Raw genomic sequence first — 20,679 nt, 5'->3', positions numbered from 1 at the left:
CCCCGGCACACACGCCGGGGCCTCCTCGCGCGTCAGGGGGTTCGAGTCGTCCCCAGGGGGCGCTCACGCCAGCTTCAGCGCCCCGGCCATCGTCGAGAGCTGTGCGAAAGTGCCCGTGCCCGCCACCACGGTGGTGGAGCCCGCCGCGCCCTGGAGAACGAGCGCGTCGTAGCGGCCGCCGGTGTAGCGGGTCCAGGTGCGGCCTGCGATCTGCTCGGTGACCTTGGTCGCGGTCGAGCCCTGGCTGGCTTCCTCGACGAACTTCGAGCGCTGCTGAGTGGACTGCTCGATGGTCACGTACTCCCCGTCGGGAGCGTGGAAACCGAGGTGCCAGGCGTCGAAGTCGTCACCCTGGAAGCGCACCGAGGTCGCCTTCCAGGTGCCCGGCAGACCCTCGGGCGCGGCCACCGGGTACGACGCCGCGCGACGCGCCGTGAGGAGCTCCACGCGGTAGTCGACCTGCTGGACGTCGCGGGGGCGATCGTCGTGCGGGACGAAGAGGTATATGACCCAGGCGGCGAGCATGATCACCCCGAGCGAGAGGATCATGTCGCGGGCCGTCTTCTGCTTGCCGTTCGAACCTGCCACGCCCCCTATCGTCGCAGGTGCCCGGTGCGCTCATCCGTGGGGTCCCCTGCTCATTTTGTCGGACTGACGATAGAGTCGGGTTCGAACCCTCATCCGGCCGTCGTCGTATCAGTCAGAAAGGTGCGCTCCGATGACCGAGCATCATCACTTGCCGTCCGAACTCGATGTGCCCTCCGAGGCCCCCGACCGCAACCTCGCCCTGGAACTCGTCCGGGTGACCGAAGCCGCCGCCATGGCCGCGGGCCGCTGGGTGGGCCGCGGCGACAAGAACGGCGCCGACGGTGCCGCGGTGCGCGCCATGCGGACCCTCGTCTCCACCGTGTCGATGAACGGCGTGGTCGTCATCGGCGAGGGCGAGAAGGACGAGGCCCCGATGCTCTTCAACGGGGAGCGCGTGGGTGACGGGACCGGGCCCGAGGTCGACATCGCGGTCGACCCGATCGACGGCACCACGCTGACGGCCAAGGGCATGCCGAACGCGATCGCCGTCCTCGCGGCCACCGAGCGGGGCGCGATGTTCGACCCGTCCGCCGTGTTCTACATGGACAAGCTGGTCACCGGACCCGAGGCCGCCGACTTCGTCGACATCGACGCGCCCGTGGCCGTGAACATCCGGCGGGTCGCCAAGGCCAAGCGGGCCAAGCCCGAGGACGTCACCGTCGTCATCCTGGACCGCCCGCGGCACGAGGGCATCATCGAGGAGATCCGGGAGACCGGGGCGCGCATCAAGCTGATCTCCGACGGCGACGTGGCCGGCTCGATCCTGGCCCTGCGCGAGGGCACCGGCGTCGACCTGCTGCTCGGTATCGGCGGCACCCCCGAGGGCATCATCTCGGCCTGCGCCGTGAAGTGCCTGGGCGGTGTCATCCAGGGCAAGTTGTGGCCCAAGGACGCCGAGGAGCGACAGCGTGCACTCGACGCCGGGCACGACCTCGACCGCGTCCTGACCACCGAGGACCTGGTGACCGGCGAGAACGTGTTCTTCGTCGCCACCGGCATCACCGACGGTGAACTGCTGCGGGGGGTCAGGTACCGGTCGGAGACCGCGACCACGGACTCGATCGTGATGCGGTCGAAGTCGGGGACGGTCCGGCGGATCGACTCCGAGCACCGCCTGAGCAAGCTGCGGGCCTACAGCGCCGTGGACTTCGACCGGGCCAAGTAACCGCCCGCGGGGCGGGGTGGTCGGGACCGCGGGCGACCGCGGGCGACCGCGGACAGCCGCGGGTCCGTTGCGGACGGTCACGCGGTTCCCCACGCCCCTACCCCCTACGGACAAAGAGCAGGGCGCCCCCGGTGCGGAGGGGGCGCCCCTCGCTTCTCCCGGGGCCGCTAGCCCGCCTGCGCTATGCGGCCCGCCGTCTGGGCCGCCTTCTTCAGTTCCACGTCGCGGCGGCGGCGGCGGGCGAGGGCCACCCGGCGTTCGGCGGCGGTGAGGCCGCCCCAGACGCCGTAGGGCTCGGGTTGCAGGAGCGCGTGTTCGCGGCACTCCACCATGACGGGACAGCGGGCGCAGACCCGCTTCGCGGCTTCCTCCCGGGACAGCCGGGCGGCCGTGGGCTCCTTGGAGGGGGCGAAGAACAGGCCTGCCTCGTCGCGCCGGCACACCGCCTCGGTATGCCAGGGGGCGTCTTGGTCCCTGTCGCGCGCTGGCACCCGCTGGGCCGGAACAGCGGCGACCTGCAGGGACGAATGCGGCGGTTGCAGCACGGGTCTACTCCTGACGACGGCTTCGCGAGCGAGAGACGATGCAGCAGGCCTACCCGCTGTGCGCGTGCCTATGCACTGAGTTCCCGACCGCCGCGACCACGGTGAACTCCGGCTCCCTCGCGACGACTTCGCCACGGCTGCGCGGCGGACTTCACGACCGTCAACGATCCAGGTGTTTGCGCAAGCTCCTGTCGACCTTGTCCTGAACCCGATCGAGAATGTCCGCGACGAGCTTGCCCCGCTTCGGCCGGCCCTCGATGTTGCCCAGCACCGCCCAGCCGTCGACGTAGACGACCGGGGCGTCGGACTGGGGGGAATCGAGCGCGTCCACCTCGAAGTTGCCGAGCACCGCGCCACCGGTGCCGCGCAGCGAGACGTTCTCCGGGACGCGGACCTCGACGTTGCCGAAGACCGAGATCGCCTTGATCACGACCTGCTGGTACTCGAACAGCGCCTCGGTGAGGTCGATCTCGACGGTGCCGAACACCGCGTACGCGTGGATACGGCGGCCCGCGCGCCAACGGCCTCTGCGGACGGCGCTGCTGAAGACCGCGACCACGTTGTCGTCGGGGTCGGCGGGGATCGCGCCGGCGGTGGGCCGGCTGGGGGCGGAGGCCGGGGCGGCGCGGCGCTCGTGCGCGGCGGGCAGGTCCCGGACGAACACCTCCAGCTCGCCGACCGTCTTGGCGGCCAGTACGCCCTCGACGCGCTCGGCATGCTCGTCGGCGGTCAGCCGGCCCTCTGCGAGGGCCTCGCGGAGCATGTCGGCGATACGGTCACGGTCGGCGTCCGAGGCGCGCAGCCCGGAGGGCGGTGTGGGTGCGGCAGTCTGCTTCTGAAGGTCCACGGGAACAGCGTACCCAAACACGATAGATCGCGATAGTCCCCACTGCGGAACGGGTGCACGCCAAGTGAGCCTTACCTCACAGGCTCGCCGTCAGCGGCAGGTTCTACGCTGGTGAGCGCCCGCCGATGGAGGCGGGCCGATGTCCGTCGAGTGAGGAATGGGCGAGATGCCTGAGTTCGCATACACCGATCTGCTTCCCATGGGAGAGGACACCACCCCCTACCGGCTGGTGACCGCCGAGGGTGTCTCCACCTTCGAGGCCGACGGGCGGACGTTCCTCAAGGTGGAACCGGAGGCGCTGCGCAAGCTCGCCGCGGAGGCCATCCACGACATCCAGCACTACCTGCGCCCGGCCCACCTCGCCCAGCTGCGCCGCATCATCGACGATCCTGAGGCCTCCGGCAACGACAAGTTCGTCGCGCTGGACCTGCTGAAGAACGCGAACATCGCGGCCGCCGGCGTGCTCCCCATGTGCCAGGACACCGGCACGGCGATCGTCATGGGCAAGCGCGGGCAGAACGTGCTCACCGAGGGCGGCGACGAGGCGGCCCTGAGCCGCGGCATCTACGACGCGTACCTGAACCTCAACCTGCGCTACTCCCAGATGGCCCCGCTGACCATGTGGGACGAGAAGAACACCGGCTCCAACCTCCCGGCCCAGATCGAGCTGTACGCGGCCGACGGCGGCGCGTACAAGTTCCTGTTCATGGCCAAGGGCGGCGGCTCCGCCAACAAGAGCTTCCTCTACCAGGAGACGAAGGCCGTCCTGAACGAGGCCTCCATGATGAAGTTCCTGGAGGAGAAGATCCGCTCGCTCGGCACGGCCGCCTGCCCGCCGTACCACCTGGCGATCGTCGTCGGCGGCACGTCGGCCGAGTACGCGCTGAAGACCGCCAAGTACGCCTCCGCGCACTACCTGGACGAGATCCCGGCCGAGGGCTCCGAGCTGGGCCACGGCTTCCGGGACAAGGAGCTCGAGGAGAAGGTCTTCGAGCTGACGCAGAGGATCGGGATCGGGGCGCAGTTCGGCGGCAAGTACTTCTGCCACGACGTACGGGTCGTCCGCCTCCCCCGGCACGGCGCCTCGTGCCCCGTCGCCATCGCCGTCTCCTGCTCCGCCGACCGCCAGGCCGTCGCGAAGATCACCGCCGAGGGCGTCTTCCTGGAGCAGCTCGAGACCGACCCGGCGCGCTTCCTGCCGGAGACCACGGACGAGCACCTCGACGAGGCCTCCGACGTCGTCCGGATCGACCTGAACCAGCCGATGGACGAGATCCTCGCCGAGCTGACGAAGTACCCGGTCAAGACCCGCCTCTCACTGACCGGCCCGCTGGTCGTGGCCCGCGACATCGCGCACGCCAAGATCAAGGAACGTCTCGACGCGGGCGAGGACATGCCGCAGTACCTGAAGGACCACCCGGTGTACTACGCGGGTCCGGCCAAGACGCCCGAGGGCTACGCGTCCGGCTCCTTCGGCCCGACGACGGCCGGCCGCATGGACTCCTACGTCGAGCAGTTCCAGGCGGCCGGCGGCTCCAGGGTCATGCTCGCCAAGGGCAACCGCAGCAAGCAGGTCACGGACGCGTGCGGCACGCACGGCGGCTTCTACCTCGGCTCCATCGGCGGCCCGGCCGCGCGGCTGGCCCAGGACTGCATCAAGAAGGTCGAGGTCGTCGAGTACGAGGAGCTCGGCATGGAGGCCGTCTGGAAGATCGAGGTCGAGGACTTCCCGGCGTTCGTCGTCGTCGACGACAAGGGCAACGACTTCTTCCAGGACCCGGCCCCGGCCCCGACATTCACGTCGATTCCGGTGCGGGGGCCGGGTCTGGTGTGACGCGTGTGATCCTGTGACGGACGCCCGCCCCTGATTGACGCAGGGGCGGGCGTCGTTGTCAGGTCAGGGGCGGGTCAGCCGGCGCAGATGGTGAAGTTGACGGTGTCGCCCGGCTTGATGGTCTTCGGGGCGTGCGGGGTCACCTCGAGCACCGAGGTCGGCTTGCAGCCCTTGACGGCCTTCTTGGTGACGGTGCCGAGCTTCGTCTGCGTCTTTTCGAGCAGCGGCTTGGCCATGTCCAGGCTGAGGCCCGCGAGGGGGAGCCGCGTGGTCGTACCGTCCTCGAAGAGGTAGAGCAGGGTGGTGGCGTCGTCGCTCGTGGTGGCGGTGCTGGTCGCCGACTTCCCCCCGCCCGCCACCGAGGTGGCCAGGGCCGTGCCCCCGCCGCCCAGGATGAGCGCGGCGGCGACGGCGGCGATGCCGACGGAGCGCCTGCGCCGGGTGCGGCGCACGATCTGCGGGGCGTCGAAGGCGGGGGTCTCGGCGGAGTCCGCGAAACGGTTCATGGCGTTCATCAGTTCCTCTTCGAAAGGTGTGCGGCCGAAAGGCCGTGCATCGCCGTACGAGGTCATCGGATTCCTTCCGGGTGCCGCAGCGGTGAAGGGCCGGAGAGTGCGGGGAACTGACTCCTGAGCTTCTCGATGCCCCGGGCCAGCTGAGAGCGGACCGTGCTCGGCGTGATGCCGAGGTCGGCCGCGATCTCGGCGTCCGAGAGATCGTCGAAGTATCGCAGGACCACCACCGTCCGCATCCGCATGGGCAGTTGCTGCAACGCGCGCACCAACTGGTCCCTGCTGTCCACCTGTCCGTACTCGTCGCCCGGGGCGGCCGTGTCGCCGCCTTCCGGGTGGGCAGTGGTGGTCAGGCGGCGGAATCGACGCAGGCGGTCGTTGGCCAGGTTCACCATGATCCGCCGGACGTAGGCGTCCGGAGCGTCCTTGGCCGCGATGACGCGCCACTTGCGGCAGGCCTTCTCCAGGGTCTCCTGGACCAGGTCCTCCGCCGCCTCACGGTTTCCCGTGAGGACGAGGGCGCCCCGGAACAACGCGGTCGACCGGGCGGCCACGAATTCCTGGAAGTCCGTCTCCACACGCTCCTCCCTTCCTGTCACCCCTCCACGACGTGAGCGCGCCCCCGTCTGCTGCACGACCCCGAGGAGACCTGGGTCACATGCCGGACGCCATCCGGACGGCTCAGCGCCCGGAACATCCCGGCCTCCCCGATCGCTGTACCGGACATGAGCGAATACCGGATCGAGCACGACTCCATGGGCGAGGTACGCGTACCGGCGGATGCCAAGTGGCGGGCCCAGACACAGCGGGCCGTCGAGAACTTCCCCGTCTCGGGGCAGCGCATCGAGCGGGCGCACATCGAGGCGCTGGCGCGGATCAAGGGGGCCGCGGCGAAGGTGAACGCGCGGCTCGGGGTCGTCGACAAGGACATCGCCGACGCCATCCAGGAAGCGGCCGCCGAGGTCGCCGAGGGCCGGTGGGACGAGCACTTCCCGGTCGACGTGTTCCAGACGGGTTCCGGGACCTCGTCCAACATGAACACCAACGAGGTCGTCGCCACCCTCGCGTCCGAGCGCCTGGGCCGGGCCGTGCATCCCAACGACCACGTGAACGCGTCGCAGTCCTCCAACGACGTCTTCCCCTCCTCCCTCCACATCGCGGCCACCGCCGCCGTCACGCGCGACCTGATCCCCGCCCTGGAGCACCTGGCGGCGTCCCTGGAGCGCAAGTCCGCGGAGTTCGCCGACGTGGTGAAGGCCGGGCGAACGCATCTGATGGACGCCACGCCCGTGACGCTCGGCCAGGAGTTCGGCGGGTACGCCGCTCAGGTGCGGTACGGCGTGGAGCGGCTGAACGCCTCGCTCCCCCGGCTCGCCGAGCTGCCGCTGGGCGGTACGGCGGTCGGTACCGGCATCAACACGCCCCCCGGCTTCTCCGCCGCCGTCATCGACGAGGTCGCCCGCGCCACCGGGCTGCCGCTGACGGAGGCGCGCGACCACTTCGAGGCGCAGGGCGCGCGGGACGGCGTCGTCGAGACCAGCGGGCAGCTGCGGACCATCGCCGTGGGTCTCACGAAGATCGCCAACGATCTGCGGTGGATGGCCTCGGGGCCCCGCACGGGCCTCGCCGAGATCAGCCTCCCCGACCTCCAGCCCGGCTCCTCGATCATGCCGGGCAAGGTCAACCCGGTGATCCCGGAGGCCGTGCTGATGGTCGCCGCGCAGGTCGTCGGGAACGACGCGACCGTGGCCACGGCGGGCGCGGCGGGCAACTTCGAGCTGAACGTCATGCTGCCGGTGATCGCCAAGAACGTGCTGGAGTCGATCCGGCTGCTGGCCAACGTGTCGCGGCTGCTCGCCGACCGGACCGTCGACGGGATCGTCGCGCACCGCGAGCGCGCCCGTGAGTACGCCGAGTCCTCGCCGTCCGTCGTCACCCCGCTGAACAAGTACATCGGGTACGAGGAGGCCGCGAAGGTCGCCAAGAAGGCTCTGGCGGAGCGGAGCACCATCCGCCGGGTGGTGCTGGAGGGCGGGTACGTGGAGCGGGGGGATCTGACGGTCGAACAGCTCGACGAGGCGCTGGATGTCCTGCGGATGACGCACCCGTAAACCCTCGTGTGCTTTTGCGCCCCCGGCGCGAGAACCGTGACGCGCGCCGCAGCGTCGTATGCCCATGGCACCTAATATCTGTGCATGGCAGACGGTGGAGTGGTGAGACGCGTGGGAACGGGTGGTGCGGCGGCCTTCTGGGAGCCCGGAAGCAGGATCCTGTGGCGCTACCGGGAGAACGGCGGAGCGCGCTTTCACATCGCCCGGCCGGTCACCGTCGTGCGGGACGACGAGGAACTGCTCGCCGTGTGGCTGGCCCCGGGCACGGAGTGCGTCAAACCGGTGCTCGCGGACGGCACACCGCTGCACCAGGAGCCGCTGCACACCCGGTACACCAAGCCGCGTACCGTTCAGCGCGGCCACTGGCTCGGCACCGGTGTGCTGAAGGTGGTCCGGCCCGGCGAGCCGTGGTCGGTGTGGCTGTTCTGGGACCCGGGCTGGCAGTTCAAGAACTGGTACGTCAACCTGGAGGAGCCGCTGGTCCGTTGGGACGGCGGAGTGGACTCCGAGGATCATTTCCTGGACATCTGCGTCTACCCGGACCGTAGTTGGGAGCTGCGCGACGAGGACGAGTTCGCGCAGGCCCAGCAGGACGGGCTGATGGACGCGGCGGTCGCCGACCAGGTGCGGGAGGCGGGCCGAAGAGCTGTGGAGGTGATCCGCGCATGGGGGCCGCCGTTCGACGAGGGCTGGCAGCACTGGCGCCCGGATCCGTCCTGGGCCGTACCGTTGCTGCCGGAGGACTGGGACCGTACGCCCGCGCACATGTCCACATGAGACCCTTGATGCGCCCCCGGGCAACAAACGTAGGATCGTCCTCCGCAAGGCACGCTGGCAGTAACTCCCGGAGCAGACGCCGGGTCTGACCGAACGTCACCGAGGGGCGGCAGGACGTGAGCGAGGGGTACGAGGGCACGACCGGCGGGACGTTCGACATCGGCCCCCAGGGCCGCGTGCGGCCCACCGGTGACACAGGAACAACGCCTGACCACGCGGGAATTCCGTTCCGGGGGCACGTATTCCGGGTATCGGGTTTCCTGCGGGACCAACTGCGCGCGCGGCGCGCAGCCCCGGACGGACGGATTCGACACGCGTGACGGAGCAGCCCACCTCCTACGAACGCCCCCAGGGCGTCGACCCCACGGACCCTCGTGGGGCACTGCTGCATACCCAGGCGCCGGCGCCGGGCCCCTCGGCCTTACCGCCCGATGCCTCGGGTACGACGACGCCGCGCGGCAAGGGCGGAAAGGGTGGCATGGGCGGCCAGGGAGTCACGGGAATGGACGCTGCCGGTTCGGAGGCCGGTCCCGGCACCGAGCACTCCCAGCCGTCGGCGTCCGACGAGGCGATGGGGACACCCCCCGCGCGGGCGAAGCCGAACGTCGGGGATCACCGGCCGCGTCCCGCGGCCGAGTCCATCCCGGCCCAGCCGGGCACCGACGCGCGCCCGGAACGGGGTCCCGATGGGCTGGACCGGCGCGCCGGAGGGGCGGTGACGCCCGGCCGGCCCACGCCGATGCGACGGGACGGCGACCGGCTGCGCTTCGTGGGCGCGGCGACCCGGCGGATCGCGCGCGGCCTGGACCTCGACGAGATCGTGATGGGGCTGTGCCGGGCCACCGTGCCGACCTTCTCCGACGCGATCCTCGTCTATCTGCGCGATCCCCTGCCGGTGGGCGATGAGCGGCCCGCGGCGGACCGCATCATGCTGCGGCTGCGGCGCACCGACCGCATCCCGGAGGAGCGGGACACCGAGACCGGCTTCGCGGCTCTGGCCCTGCCGCCCCCGGAACCGGCGGAACTGACCGCCGAGCTGTCGGCCTCGGTCGGGGACATGTGCGAGGTGCGGCCCGGCGGGGCGCTCGCGGAGGTGCTGCGCGGGGTGCGTCCGGTGTTCGCCGACCATCCGGCCGCACGCGCCGCGCTGCCCGAACTGCTGGGCGGGGACAGCACGTTGGCCGTCCCTGGCGGTCAGCGGGCCATCCTGGCCCCGTTGCGCGGCCGACGCCGGGTGATCGGCGCCGCGGTGTTCCTGCGCCGCCCGGAGCGCATCCCGTTCGAGAACGACGACCTGCTGGTGGCGGCCCAGCTCGCCACCCACAGCGCCCTGGGCATCGACAAGGCGGTGCTGTACGACCGTGAGGCGTACATCGCCGACGAGCTGCAGCGCACGATGCTTCCTGAGACCCTGCCGCGGCCCACGGGCGTGCGGCTCGCTTCCCGGTACCTGCCCGCGGCCGAGACCGCGCGGGTCGGCGGCGACTGGTACGACGCCATCCCGCTGCCGGGCAGCCGGGTGGCGCTGGTGGTGGGTGACGTCATGGGGCACTCCATGACCTCGGCGGCCATCATGGGGCAGCTGCGGACGACGGCCCAGACCCTCGCCGGTCTCGACCTGCCCCCGCAGGAGGTCCTGCACCATCTCGACGAGCAGGCCCAGCGGCTGGGCACCGACCGCATGGCGACCTGCCTCTACGCCGTCTACGACCCGGTGGCGCACCGCATCACCATCGCCAACGCGGGGCATCCCCCGCCCATCCTGCTGCATCTGGGCGGCCGGGCCGAGGTGCTGCGGGTGCCGCCGGGCGCGCCGATCGGCGTCGGCGGGGTCGACTTCGAGGCGGTGGAGCTCGACGCCCCGGCCGGAGCGACGCTGCTGCTGTACACCGACGGTCTTGTCGAGTCCCGGCTGCGGGACGTGGCGACCGGGATAGAGCAGTTGCGGGAGAAGCTCGCCGCGACGGCCCAGCTGACCGGTCCCGATCATCCGCCGCCGCTCGAAGCGCTCTGCGACGAGGTGCTCGACATGCTCGGTCCCGGCGACCGGGACGACGACATCGCGCTGCTCGCCGCCCGGTTCGACGGGATCGCGCCGAGCGACGTGGCCTACTGGCTCCTGGAGCCGGAGGACGCGGCGCCCGGCCGGGCCCGTCGGCTGGCCAGGCGGGCGCTGTCCCGCTGGGGGATGGAGGACATGACCGACTCCGTCGAGCTGCTGGTCAGCGAGGTCGTCACGAACGCGGTGCGGTACGCCTCACGGCCGGTGAGTCTGCGGTTGCTGCGGACCGACGTGCTGCGCTGCGAGGTCGGCGACGACGTGCCGCAGCTGCCTCGGCTGCGGCAGGCCAGGGCGACCGACGAGGGCGGCCGTGGACTGTATCTCGTCAACCGGCTGGCCCGGCGCTGGGGGGCCACCCGGCTGAGCACCGGCAAGGTGGTCTGGTTCGAGTTGAACCGGAGCTGAGACAAGCGCGGGAAGCGCGAAGAGGGGGCGCCCGAAGATCTCCGGGCGCCCCCTCTTCTGTTCCCCTGCCGGGATTCGCTACTGGCCGCCGAAGAGCGGATCCCCGGGATCCTCTGTTCCGGTCGACGGGTCGTCCGTGCTCGGTTCCGACGACGTCTCACCCGTCGGCGTGCTGGACGGGGACGAGCTCGGCTTCGACGACGTGGACGGAGACGAACTCGCCGACGGAGAGGAGGACGGGGACGAACTCGCCGACGGGGACGAGGACGGGGACGAACTCCTCGACGGGGACGAGGACGGGGACGGTGACGCGGTCTGGACCGCCGCGCCCTGGTCGGTCTCCAGGTCGAACTTGGTGACCTTGGTGGAGACGCCGAAGGTGTACGTCGCCCAGATCTGCGCCGGGAAGCCACCACCGTTGATCCGGCCCGCGTCCGAGGTCAGGCCCGTCGTCGCGCCGGTCAGCGGGACCTGGGGGTGGGGGGCCTTCGCGGACTCGCCGAAGAGGCCGACCGAGGTGACCAGGTCGGGGGTGTAGCCGGTGAACCAGGCCGACTTGTTGTTGTCGGAGGTGCCCGTCTTGCCCGCGACCTTCTGGCCCTTGCGCAGCGGGTTGTCCCGCACGGACTTCTGCGCCGTACCGTCGTCGACCACACCGGTGAGCACCGAGGTGACCGAGTCGGCGGCCTCCCGGCTGATGACCTGCTTGCCGATGGGCGCGGTGGGCTTGAACGACGGGTGGGCGCTGTTCTCCGCCGACTTGATGAGCGCCGGGGTGACCTGCTTGCCGTGGTTGTCGAGGGTGGCGTAGACGCCGGCCATCTGCAGGGGGCTCGCGCCCATCGTGCCGAGGGTCTGCGCGGGCACGGCCTTCAGGTCCGCGGTGTCCATGCCGAGGTTGGCCGCGACCTTCAGCACCTCGGGCATGCCGACGTCGACGCCCATCTGGGCGAAGACGGAGTTGATGGACTTGTTGAGCGCCGTCTGGACGGTGACGGGGCCGTAGTCCTGGTCGTCCTCGTTCTCCGGGGCGAAGCCGATGTCGCTGCCGACGACCGGGCGTTTGCTGGTGCCGTCGTAGATCGTGTTGGCGGTGATCTTGTCGCCGCCCTGCGTCTTGGCGGCCTCGTCGAAGGCCGCGGCGAGGATGACCGGCTTGAAGGTCGAGGCGGGCTGGTAGTCGGTGCGGGTGGCGTTGTTGAGGTAGTGGTCGGTGTAACTCGTACCGCCGTACATCGCCTCGACGGCGCCCGTCTTGGGGTTCACCGACACCGCGCCGGCCTGGACGTCACCGTCGACCGGGCGCTTCTTCTTGTTCAGCTTGCTGGTCAGCTGGTCCTTGACGGCTGCTTCCAGCGCCTTCTGCTTCTTCTTGTCGATGTTGAGCTGGATGTTCCAGCCGCCGCGCCTGACCAGGGCCATGCCCGACTCGTAGTCGTCGGCGACGCCCTGGGCCACCAGTTGCCTGGCCAGTTCGGTGTTGGCCGCGTCGACGAGGTAGCCGACCTGGCCCTCCTTGCCGGGTGCGGCCTTGGGCTCCTTGGGCACCGGGAACGTCATGGCGTCGCGCTTGCTCTTGTCCAGCCAGTCCTGCCCGACCATGTTGTCGAGGACGTAGTTCCAGCGGGCGGTGACCAGCTTCTTGCCGGTGTCGGAGGCTGCGGCCCAGTCGTACTGGCTGGGGGCCTGGAGCAACGCGGCGAGGTAGGCGCCCTGGGGGACGGTGAGCTTGTCGGCGTCGACGCGGTAGTAGGCCTGGGCGGCCGCCTGGATGCCGTAGGCGCCGCGGCCGTAGTAGCTGGTGTTGATGTAACCGGCCAGGATGTAGTCCTTGTCCTTCTCCCGGTCCAGCTTCAGGGAGATGACCAGTTCCTTCAGCTTGCGCGTGACGGTCTGTTCCTGGGTCAGGTAGTAGTTCTTGACGTACTGCTGGGTGATCGTCGAACCGCCCTGCGCGCCCTTGCCCATGAGGGTGTTGAGGATGCCGCGGGTGGTTCCCTTGAAGTCGACGCCGGAGTCGGTGTAGAAGCTCTTGTTCTCGGCGGCGACGAAGGTGTGCTGGACCTCTTTGGGGACCTTCGAGAGTTCGACGTTCTCCCGGTTGACCTCACCGTCGCGGGCGAGGATCGCGCCGTTGCCGTACTCGTAGACGTTGCTCTGGAGGGCGGCGTCGGGGTTGCCCTTGGGGATCGGCGTGCTCATGTACAGCCAGAGGAAGGCGCCGATGACGGCCACGACCAGGCCGAGGAAGGTGCCGAGGATCTTCTTCCAGGTGAAGAGCCGGCGTATGAAGCTCTTGTCCTTCTTGCCGGCCTTGCCCTTGGCGCCCTTGCCGGTGTTCTTCGCGCCCTTGCGGGCGGCCGCGCGCCCCCCGGTGGCGGGCGCGGGCGCAGTCGCGGTCGCGGTCGCGCCGGGTGCCGCGGACTCCGCCCTCGATGTGGCCGACTCCGTCTCCGTCGAACGGCCCCGGGGCGCGGCGCGGCGCCCACCGCGCTGTCGAGCTCGTCTCTCGTCCGCTCGTCCCATGAGTCCGCTCGCTCCGCTTCCTACTCGGCAGTCACACCAGTGCCCGGGGGCAGGGGCAGGTCAGCTCAGAAAGCTAACACCGCTGTCTATGACGAAGGGGTCTCGGTCCGGCCTTCGCGGGGGGTGAGAATCAGCACCCCACACGACGGAACCGCCTGAACGCCTCATCGAATCCGACGTACGAGGGTGGCACAGGGTTGCCATGCCGCGCTAAAGTGATATCACTTAGCTAGAAGGCTGATACTGGAACAGCCGGAACGAGAAACGGGGATCCACCATGTCCGCACCCGACCCCTCGGCCACCGCCGAAGCCACCACCGGCACCACCGCCGCCGACACCGCCGACACACCCGACATGCCCGCCCCGCGGGTGAATGAGTTCCCCGCGCGGAGCGTGGCCGGCGGGCTCGCGCTGCTGCTCGGCCTGGCCGGGCTGCTGGCCGGCGCCGGGATGATCGCCGTCGCCACCGCGGTGTCCGCGGCCGGCCTCAAGGCCGCGCTGATCACCGTCGGCATCCTGGTCGCCCTCGCCGCGTTCCTCGCGATGTGCGGGCTGAACACGGTGTCGCCGGGCGAGGCCCGCGTGGTGCAGCTCTTCGGCCGCTACCGGGGCACCATCCGTGAGGACGGCCTGCGCTGGGTGAACCCCTTCACCTCCCGCGAGAAGATCTCCACCCGGGTGCGCAACCACGAGACGGCCGTACTGAAGGTCAACGACGCCTACGGCAACCCGATCGAACTCGCCGCGGTCGTGGTGTGGAACGTGCGGGACACCGCGCAGGCCAGCTTCGAGGTGGACGACTTCCTGGAGTTCGTCGCCACCCAGACCGAGGCGGCCGTCCGGCACATCGCCATCGAGTACCCCTACGACTCGCACGACGAGGACGGTCTCTCGCTGCGCGGCAACGCCGAGGAGATCACCGAGAAGCTCGCCGTGGAACTGCACGCGCGCGTGGAGGCGGCCGGCGTCCGGATCATCGAGTCCCGCTTCACGCACCTCGCGTACGCTCCCGAGATCGCCTCGGCGATGCTTCAGCGGCAGCAGGCGGGCGCCGTGGTCGCGGCCCGCAGGGAGATCGTGGACGGGGCCGTGGGGATGGTCGAGGCGGCGCTCCAGCGCATCGCCGAGCAGGGCATCGTGGAACTGGACGAGGAGCGGAAGGCGGCGATGGTGTCCAACCTGATGGTGGTGCTGTGCGGGGACCGGGCGCCCCAGCCGGTACTGAACACCGGAACCCTCTACCAGTGAGTGATCCCGCCGGGGGTCCGTCCCCCCAGCGCCGGCCGCAGCAGCGCAAGCAGGTGCTGCTGCGGCTGGATCCGCTGGTGCACGACGCGTTGGCCCGCTGGGCCTCGGACGAACTGCGTTCGGCGAACGCGCAGATCGAGTTCCTGCTGCGCAAGGCACTGAAGGAGGCGGGGCGGCTGCCGGGCGAGGCGGGACCCCTGCCCCGCCGCGGGCGGCCCCCGGGGGATCCCACCCCCGGACCCCCCTCGGCCTGAGCGGCCTCCGCCTCGATTCCCCGGCGGCGGCACCCCCGGACGGGCGGCTTCTCGCGGTCAGGTCCCGAGGTGGACGTCAGGGCCTGTAGCAGAACGGTGACAACCCACTCCCACCTGCGCACTCGCACCCCCTGCCGTCACCCGCGCACGGCGCGTATACACACCGGGTATACACCGCATGTACAGTCCTTTCCATGTCCATCGGTCACACCCTCCTGGGACTCCTGGAGTCCGGGCCCCGCCACGGCTACGACCTCAAGCGGGCCTTCGACGAGAAGTTCGGTCACGACCGGCCGCTGCACTACGGCCAGGTCTACTCGACGATGTCGCGTCTGCTGAAGCACGGGCTCGTCGAGGTCGACGGCGTCGAGGCCGGCGGCGGTCCCGAGCGCAAGCGTTACGCGATCACCGACGCCGGGATCACCGACGTCGAGCAGTGGCTCGCGACGCCCGAGAAGCCCGAGCCGTACCTTCAGTCGACGCTGTACACCAAAGTCGTCCTCGCGCTGCTGACCCAACGCGACGCGGCCGACATCCTCGACACCCAGCGGTCCGAGCACCTGCGCAGCATGCGCATCCTCACCGACCGCAAGCGGGGCGGCGACTTCGCCGACCAGCTGATCTGTGACCACGCCCTGTTCCACCTCGAGGCCGACCTGCGCTGGCTGGAGCTCGCCGCCGCGCGCCTCGACAAACTGAAGGACGCGGTGATCGCGTGAACGCTCCCGGGGGATCCCTGCTCGTCGCCGAGAACCTGCACAAGGCGTACGGGCCGACCATGGCGCTGGCCGGCGCCGACTTCTCCATCCACCCCGGTGAGGTCGTCGCCGTGATGGGCCCGTCCGGGTCCGGCAAGTCGACGCTGCTGCACTGCCTCGCGGGGATCGTGACGCCCGACTCGGGTTCGATCATGTACGACGGTCGTGAGCTCGCGACGATGAGCGACGCCCAGCGCAGTCAGCTGCGGCGCTCCGAGTTCGGGTTCGTGTTCCAGTTCGGGCAGCTCGTGCCGGAACTGACCTGCGTGGAGAACGTGGCCCTGCCGCTGCGGCTGAACGGCACCCCGCGCAAGCAGGCCGAGCGCACCGCCCTGGGGTGGATGGAGCGGCTGGAGGTCGACGACCTCGGCGGCAAGCGGCCCGGCGAGGTGTCCGGCGGGCAGGGACAGCGGGTGGCCGTGGCGCGCTCGCTCGTCACCAGCCCGCGCGTGGTGTTCGCCGACGAGCCGACCGGCGCGCTGGACTCGCTCAACGGCGAACGCGTGATGGAGCTGCTCACCGAGGCGGCCCGGTCGGCCAACACGGCCGTCGTCCTCGTCACGCACGAGGCACGGGTGGCCGCCTACTCCGACCGCGAGATCGTCGTACGGGACGGGAAGTCGCGGGACATGGAGCGGGTCATATGAGCCTGCGTCAGTGGGGGAGAGACCTGGGTCTCGGGGTCCGGTTCGCCTTCAGCGGCGGACGGGAGGGGTGGATCCGGGCCGTCCTGACGGCCATGGGCGTCGGGCTCGGCGTGGCCGTGCTGCTGCTGACGGCGGCGGCTCCGAACGCGCTCGAGGTACGCCACGACCGTGAACAGGCCCGGCTGGACTGGCCGTTCGGCGAGCCGCCGACGAAGGGCGACGACACCCTGCTGATCGCCCAGTCCGACACCACGTTCCGCGACAAGGACATCCGCGGCCGGATGCTGGAGCCGGAAGGGGCGGGCGCCCCGCTGCCGCCCGGGGTGAGCCGGTTCCCGGCCAGGGGCGACATGGTGGTCTCGCCCGCGTTGAAGAAGCTGCTCGGCGCCGACGGTTCGGCGCTGCTGCGGGAACGGCTGCCGTACCGCGTCGTCGGGACCATCGGGGAGAGCGGGCTGGTCGGCTCCCAGGAACTCGCCTACTACTCGGGCGCCACCGGTCTGGACCCGCACGTCAACGGCGCGGGCCCGGTGACCCGGCTGAAGGAGTTCGGGGACCCGAACCCGACCAAGGAGAACACCGATCCGGTACTGATCCTGCTGATCCTCGTGGTCATCGTGGTGCTGCTGATGCCCGTGGCGGTGTTCATCGCCGCGGCCGTGCGGTTCGGCGGCGAGCGGCGCGACCGCAGGCTCGCCGCCCTCCGGCTGATCGGTTCCGACGGCCGGATGACCCGGCGCATCGCGGCGGGCGAGGCGATGGCCGGCTCACTGCTGGGCCTGGTCCTCGGCACGGTGTTCTTCCTGGTCGGCCGCCAGGTGGCGGGCACGGTCGAGGTGGTGGGCGTGAGCGTGTGGCCCAGCTACCTCGACCCGTCCCCCATGCTGGCCGCGCTGGTCGCCCTCGCGGTGCCGACGGCCGCCGTGCTGGTCACCCTCTTCGCGCTGCGCGGCGTGGTGATCGAACCGCTCGGCGTGGTGCGCTCGGCCAAGCCCGCACGACGACGCCTGTGGTGGCGGCTGCTGCTGCCCCTGGGCGGCGTCGGGATGCTCTACCCGATGATCGGGCAGGGTCACACCAACGGCGACTTCAACCAGTACCTGGTGAGCGGCGGCGTCGTCCTGATCCTCATCGGCATCACCGCGCTGCTCCCGTGGCTCGTGGAGAGTGTCGTCAGCCGGCTCGGCTCCGGTGGCGTGGCCTGGCAACTTGCCGTACGGCGGCTGCAGTTGAGCAGCGGTACCGCGGCCCGGATGGTCAACGGCATCGCGGTTGCGGTGGCCGGGGCGATCGCGCTCCAGATGCTGTTCGCGGGCGTGGACAGCCAGTACACCAAGGCCACCGGCCAGGACGTCAGCCGGGCGCAGATGCAGGTCGGGGTGCCGGACGGCGCCCCACTGGCCCAGACCGCCCAGAGGTTCGCCGGCACCAAGGCCGTCCGCCAGGTCACCGCCCTGTGGGAGGGCTATCTCGGCGACACCTCCTGGAAGACCGAGGACGGCCCGACCCTGCTCAGCGAGCTGGCTGTGGGCGACTGCCCGGCCCTGCGCGAGCTGGCGAAGCTGCCCTCCTGCAAGGACGGCGACATGTTCGTTCTCGACGGCACCGAATACTCCACCGACGCCCCGAAGCTGAACAAGCCCGGAAAGAAGCTGTACTTCGAGCAGTCCACCGAAGACAGCAGCGCGGAGGCCGTCTGGACCGTCCCCGCGGACGTCAAGAAGGCCCGTTCGGTGAAGGGCCTGACCGACTGGGAACGCAGCGGCTTCCTGATGACGCCGAGCGCGCTGCCCAAGGCGGCCGAGAAGAGGGTCAGCGGTGAGATCTACCTCTCGATCGACGAGTCCGTGCCCGACGCCTACGAGTACGCCCGCAACACGGCGTACCAGGTGGACCCGCTGTCCCAGCCGATGAACTGGACGTCCACCCGGCAGGACACGAAGTTCACGTCCATCCGCACCGGGCTGCTGGCCGGCGCGGCCGCCGTGCTGGCGCTGATCGGGGCGAGCCTGCTGGTCTCCCAGCTGGAGCAGCTGCGCGAGCGCCGCAAGCTGCTGTCGTCCCTGGTCGCCTTCGGCACCCGGCGCCGCACGCTCGGGCTGTCGGTGCTGTGGCAGACGGCGATCCCGATCGTGCTGGGGCTGCTGCTGGCCTCGGCGGTGGGCATCACGCTGGGCGCGGTGCTGCTGCGGATGACGGACACGCCGGTGGGCGTGGACTGGGCGAGCGTGCTGGCGATGACCGGGGTCGGCGCGGTGGTCGTCCTGGTGGTGACGCTGCTGAGCCTGCCGCCGCTGCTCCGGCTGCTGCGGCCGGACGGGCTGCGCACGGAGTGATCGCGCCATGAGCCCGCAGACGAGCACCTGCCTCAGCACGGAATGAGCGAAACGGTCCCTCCCCGCTCGAGAGGGACCGTTTCGCGTTCACAGCTGGTACTCCCGCACCACCCTTCGCACCTGCGCGAACAGCATTCCGACGTTGACGGACTTGCGGCAGACGACCACCGCGACCACGTCCTGCTGCTCGGTCATCCGCACGAACAGGTGAGTGAGGTTCTCACTGTTGACGAGGATCTCCTGGAAGAAGTGGTTGTCGCTCTGGACCCCGCGCCGCTCCTTGAAGACGTCCTCGATCATCACGACCGTACGGCCCTGGAACAGGTCGAGCGTCGCGCCCGCCAGCAGGTCCAGGACCTCGGGCGGATGGTTGTCGACGGTCTCGTAGGAGAGCAGCATGCCGGTGGACATGTCGACGACGCCGGAGGCGACGCAGTCGGGGGCATCCGTACGCAGTGACTTGACCAGGCCCATCACCTGATCGGAGAAACCGGGGGTCATACGCTTCGTCGCCATCCCTTCAGACTCCTTCGGCGGTCTTCACAGTCGTCTCGGTCCAGTCGGCCCTGTCGGCCCGCTGGGGCCGGTCGGTCCTGCCGGTGAGGATCAGGTCGATGCGGCGCAGGGCGGGCTGGGTCGCCCGGTGCAGGTGCTCCACGTCCATGCCCTCGTCGCCGAGCACGACCATCAGCGCGGTGTCGCCGACCGCGTAGAACGCGGCGCAGCCATGACTGCCGTAGGCCACCGTGCGGTGCAGGGCGCCGCGGGCGGTCGCCTCGGCGGTACGGCGGGCGAGCCCGAGGCCGGCCGCGGCGAGGGCTGCGAGGCCCTCCGGGTCGATGGAGTCGGCTGTGTCGGCGGCTATGAGCAGTCCGTCCGCCGCCGCCAGCGCCGTGTCGGTGATACCGGTCACCTGCTCCCGCAGGCCGCGCATCTCCCGCGCGAGGGCTGAGTGATCCATAAATGCAACTCCCCTAATTCTGATCGCATGTGACCGTCTTTTTTCTGTGGGGGTTCACGTGGGGTTTCCCGCTGAGCTTGATTGCTGCCGGGTCTGATTCCTGCCGGGTTGAGTCCTGCCGGGTCTGATTCCAGCCGGGCTTGGTTTCTGTCGAGCGTGACTCCTGCGTGGGCTGTCATTTCGCCGTCGGATTCCGCAGGCGGAAGAACTCCTTCCAGCCGGTGCCGGTGCCGGTGCCGTCCTGTTCCGGGGTGAGGGCTTCGTTGATGCCGCTGGCGCCGGGACGGCGGCGGGGCAGGGCCGTCGCCTCCGGCACCGGCGGCTGCCGGGGCGGGGCCGGCTCGCGGGGGCGTACGCCGTGTCCGTCGGGCGGCAGCCGGACCGGGATCGGCTGGGGCGCGTCCCCGCACTCCAGGAGCCCCTCACCCAGCATCCGGGCCACCTCGACGGTGACGGTGTAGACCCCGCGCCCGGTACGGAAGGCGAGGTCACGGGCGGTGCGCCGGCCGTCGGCGTGGGCGAGCAGCTCACGTTGCAGCACGCCGAGCCGGGCCGCCGCACAGGACAGGGGGGCGGGCACGGGCCGTTCCCGGTCGGGGCGCACCGGGTACGGCAGCTCCAGAAGCGCGCGGAGCTTGCGCGACGCCGCCTGGAGCAGCCGGGTGGGCGGTTCGCCCACGGCGACCGCGGCGGGCGGCGGCCCGGCCGCCGGACCGCGTTCGCAGCCGTCGACGCTGCCCGCGACGACCGCGAACGCGGCGTCCTGGAGAGCCATCGCGCAGACCACCCGGAGCTGGGCGGCCCCCGCGTAGCCGTGGGCGATCAGCCCGGCGGCCGGCCAGTGCGCGCCGCCCGACTCACGCACCAGCCCGGCCCACTCCTCGCCGCCGATCCGGCCGGAGCGCAGCAGCAGCGCCTCGGGCGCGGGCGCGCCCGGCGACTCGACCGCGACGACCAGCCCGCCGTGCAGATGGAAGACGCCGCCGGGCGAACCGAGGACGCGCACTTCCCCGGTGAAGCCGTCCCGGCCGCACGCGGCAAGGTCGCGTGCCAGCAGCTCGTAGCCCGACATCACTCCCCTTGGGCCTCTCGCACATACGCC

General features: G+C 70.7%; 19 protein-coding genes. 10 read left to right on the top strand and 9 right to left on the bottom strand.

The window, feature by feature from the left end:
* Window positions 1–63: 63 nt before the first annotated feature.
* Window positions 64–588, bottom strand: a complete 525-nt coding sequence (locus ACFWBB_RS33915; protein WP_385280293.1) for a DUF4245 domain-containing protein — start codon at window positions 586–588, stop codon at window positions 64–66.
* A 130-nt stretch (window positions 589–718) separates the two neighbouring features.
* Here ACFWBB_RS33915 and glpX point away from each other — a divergent pair, with 130 nt between their 5' ends.
* Window positions 719–1,753: a class II fructose-bisphosphatase gene (gene glpX / locus ACFWBB_RS33910; RefSeq protein WP_385280290.1), complete on the top strand. Its 1,035-nt coding sequence runs from the start codon at window positions 719–721 to the stop codon at window positions 1,751–1,753.
* A gap of 167 nt (window positions 1,754–1,920) precedes the next feature.
* Here the strand turns inward: glpX and ACFWBB_RS33905 are convergent, their stop codons facing one another.
* Entirely contained in the window at window positions 1,921–2,298 is a 378-nt protein-coding gene (locus tag ACFWBB_RS33905) for a WhiB family transcriptional regulator (RefSeq protein WP_359162628.1), read from the bottom strand.
* 160 nt (window positions 2,299–2,458) lie between these two features.
* A complete protein-coding gene (locus ACFWBB_RS33900) occupies window positions 2,459–3,145 on the bottom strand; it encodes a DUF1707 domain-containing protein (protein WP_385280286.1) in 687 nt (228 codons plus the stop codon).
* A gap of 166 nt (window positions 3,146–3,311) precedes the next feature.
* On the opposite strand from ACFWBB_RS33900, the gene ACFWBB_RS33895 reads away from it, so the two are divergent.
* Complete coding sequence (locus ACFWBB_RS33895; RefSeq protein ID WP_385280283.1) at window positions 3,312–4,979, top strand: fumarate hydratase; 1,668 nt, start codon at window positions 3,312–3,314, stop codon at window positions 4,977–4,979.
* A gap of 74 nt (window positions 4,980–5,053) precedes the next feature.
* On the opposite strand, the gene ACFWBB_RS33890 is transcribed toward ACFWBB_RS33895, so the two are convergent.
* Window positions 5,054–5,494 (bottom strand): hypothetical protein, encoded by a 441-nt coding sequence (locus ACFWBB_RS33890; RefSeq protein WP_385280280.1) that lies wholly within the window; start codon window positions 5,492–5,494, stop codon window positions 5,054–5,056.
* 53 nt (window positions 5,495–5,547) lie between these two features.
* Entirely contained in the window at window positions 5,548–6,069 is a 522-nt protein-coding gene (locus tag ACFWBB_RS33885) for a SigE family RNA polymerase sigma factor (protein WP_385280277.1), read from the bottom strand.
* A 147-nt stretch (window positions 6,070–6,216) separates the two neighbouring features.
* Between ACFWBB_RS33885 and ACFWBB_RS33880 the strand changes: the two genes are divergently transcribed.
* The 3 genes from ACFWBB_RS33880 to ACFWBB_RS33870 all read left to right on the top strand — a co-directional run bounded on the left by ACFWBB_RS33880 (window position 6,217) and on the right by ACFWBB_RS33870 (window position 10,846).
* Window positions 6,217–7,602 carry a class II fumarate hydratase gene (locus ACFWBB_RS33880; protein WP_385280274.1) on the top strand — a complete coding sequence of 462 codons (1,386 nt, stop codon included), beginning with the start codon at window positions 6,217–6,219 and terminating at the stop codon, window positions 7,600–7,602.
* 84 nt (window positions 7,603–7,686) lie between these two features.
* Window positions 7,687–8,379, top strand: coding sequence for a DUF402 domain-containing protein (locus ACFWBB_RS33875; protein ID WP_385280271.1), 693 nt, complete (start codon window positions 7,687–7,689; stop codon window positions 8,377–8,379).
* Between the two features lie 316 nt (window positions 8,380–8,695).
* Window positions 8,696–10,846: a SpoIIE family protein phosphatase gene (locus ACFWBB_RS33870; protein ID WP_385280268.1), complete on the top strand. Its 2,151-nt coding sequence runs from the start codon at window positions 8,696–8,698 to the stop codon at window positions 10,844–10,846.
* Window positions 10,847–10,924: 78 nt separating this feature from the next.
* On the opposite strand, the gene ACFWBB_RS33865 is transcribed toward ACFWBB_RS33870, so the two are convergent.
* Window positions 10,925–13,372: a transglycosylase domain-containing protein gene (locus ACFWBB_RS33865; protein ID WP_385280265.1), complete on the bottom strand. Its 2,448-nt coding sequence runs from the start codon at window positions 13,370–13,372 to the stop codon at window positions 10,925–10,927.
* Window positions 13,373–13,649: 277 nt separating this feature from the next.
* Between ACFWBB_RS33865 and ACFWBB_RS33860 the strand changes: the two genes are divergently transcribed.
* The 5 genes from ACFWBB_RS33860 to ACFWBB_RS33840 all read left to right on the top strand — a co-directional run bounded on the left by ACFWBB_RS33860 (window position 13,650) and on the right by ACFWBB_RS33840 (window position 18,616).
* On the top strand, window positions 13,650–14,621 hold the full coding sequence (locus tag ACFWBB_RS33860) for an SPFH domain-containing protein (RefSeq protein ID WP_385280262.1): 972 nt from the start codon (window positions 13,650–13,652) through the stop codon (window positions 14,619–14,621).
* Window positions 14,618–14,875 (top strand): hypothetical protein, encoded by a 258-nt coding sequence (locus tag ACFWBB_RS33855; protein WP_385280259.1) that lies wholly within the window; start codon window positions 14,618–14,620, stop codon window positions 14,873–14,875. Before ACFWBB_RS33860 ends, ACFWBB_RS33855 begins: the two co-directional genes overlap by 4 nt.
* Window positions 14,876–15,069: 194 nt before the next feature.
* Window positions 15,070–15,594, top strand: a complete 525-nt coding sequence (locus ACFWBB_RS33850) for a PadR family transcriptional regulator (protein WP_385280256.1) — start codon at window positions 15,070–15,072, stop codon at window positions 15,592–15,594.
* Window positions 15,591–16,280, top strand: a complete 690-nt coding sequence (locus ACFWBB_RS33845; protein WP_385280253.1) for an ABC transporter ATP-binding protein — start codon at window positions 15,591–15,593, stop codon at window positions 16,278–16,280. Before ACFWBB_RS33850 ends, ACFWBB_RS33845 begins: the two co-directional genes overlap by 4 nt.
* Window positions 16,277–18,616, top strand: coding sequence for an FtsX-like permease family protein (locus tag ACFWBB_RS33840; RefSeq protein ID WP_385280250.1), 2,340 nt, complete (start codon window positions 16,277–16,279; stop codon window positions 18,614–18,616). Before ACFWBB_RS33845 ends, ACFWBB_RS33840 begins: the two co-directional genes overlap by 4 nt.
* 87 nt (window positions 18,617–18,703) lie before the next feature.
* Here ACFWBB_RS33840 and ACFWBB_RS33835 read toward each other — a convergent pair whose 3' ends face one another.
* The 3 genes from ACFWBB_RS33835 to ACFWBB_RS33825 form a co-directional block, all read right to left on the bottom strand.
* Window positions 18,704–19,132, bottom strand: a complete 429-nt coding sequence (locus ACFWBB_RS33835) for a hypothetical protein (RefSeq protein ID WP_054242616.1) — start codon at window positions 19,130–19,132, stop codon at window positions 18,704–18,706.
* Window positions 19,133–19,136: 4 nt separating this feature from the next.
* On the bottom strand, window positions 19,137–19,577 hold the full coding sequence (locus ACFWBB_RS33830) for a roadblock/LC7 domain-containing protein (protein ID WP_385280247.1): 441 nt from the start codon (window positions 19,575–19,577) through the stop codon (window positions 19,137–19,139).
* Between the two features lie 175 nt (window positions 19,578–19,752).
* Window positions 19,753–20,649: a MarR family transcriptional regulator gene (locus tag ACFWBB_RS33825; RefSeq protein ID WP_385280244.1), complete on the bottom strand. Its 897-nt coding sequence runs from the start codon at window positions 20,647–20,649 to the stop codon at window positions 19,753–19,755.
* Between the last annotated feature and the right edge of the window lie 30 nt (window positions 20,650–20,679).

Origin of the sequence: Streptomyces sp. NPDC060000 (assembly GCF_042737375.1) — a bacterium.
Lineage (GTDB): Bacteria > Actinomycetota > Actinomycetes > Streptomycetales > Streptomycetaceae > Streptomyces.
This window is presented reverse-complemented; position numbering and strand designations above follow the sequence as displayed.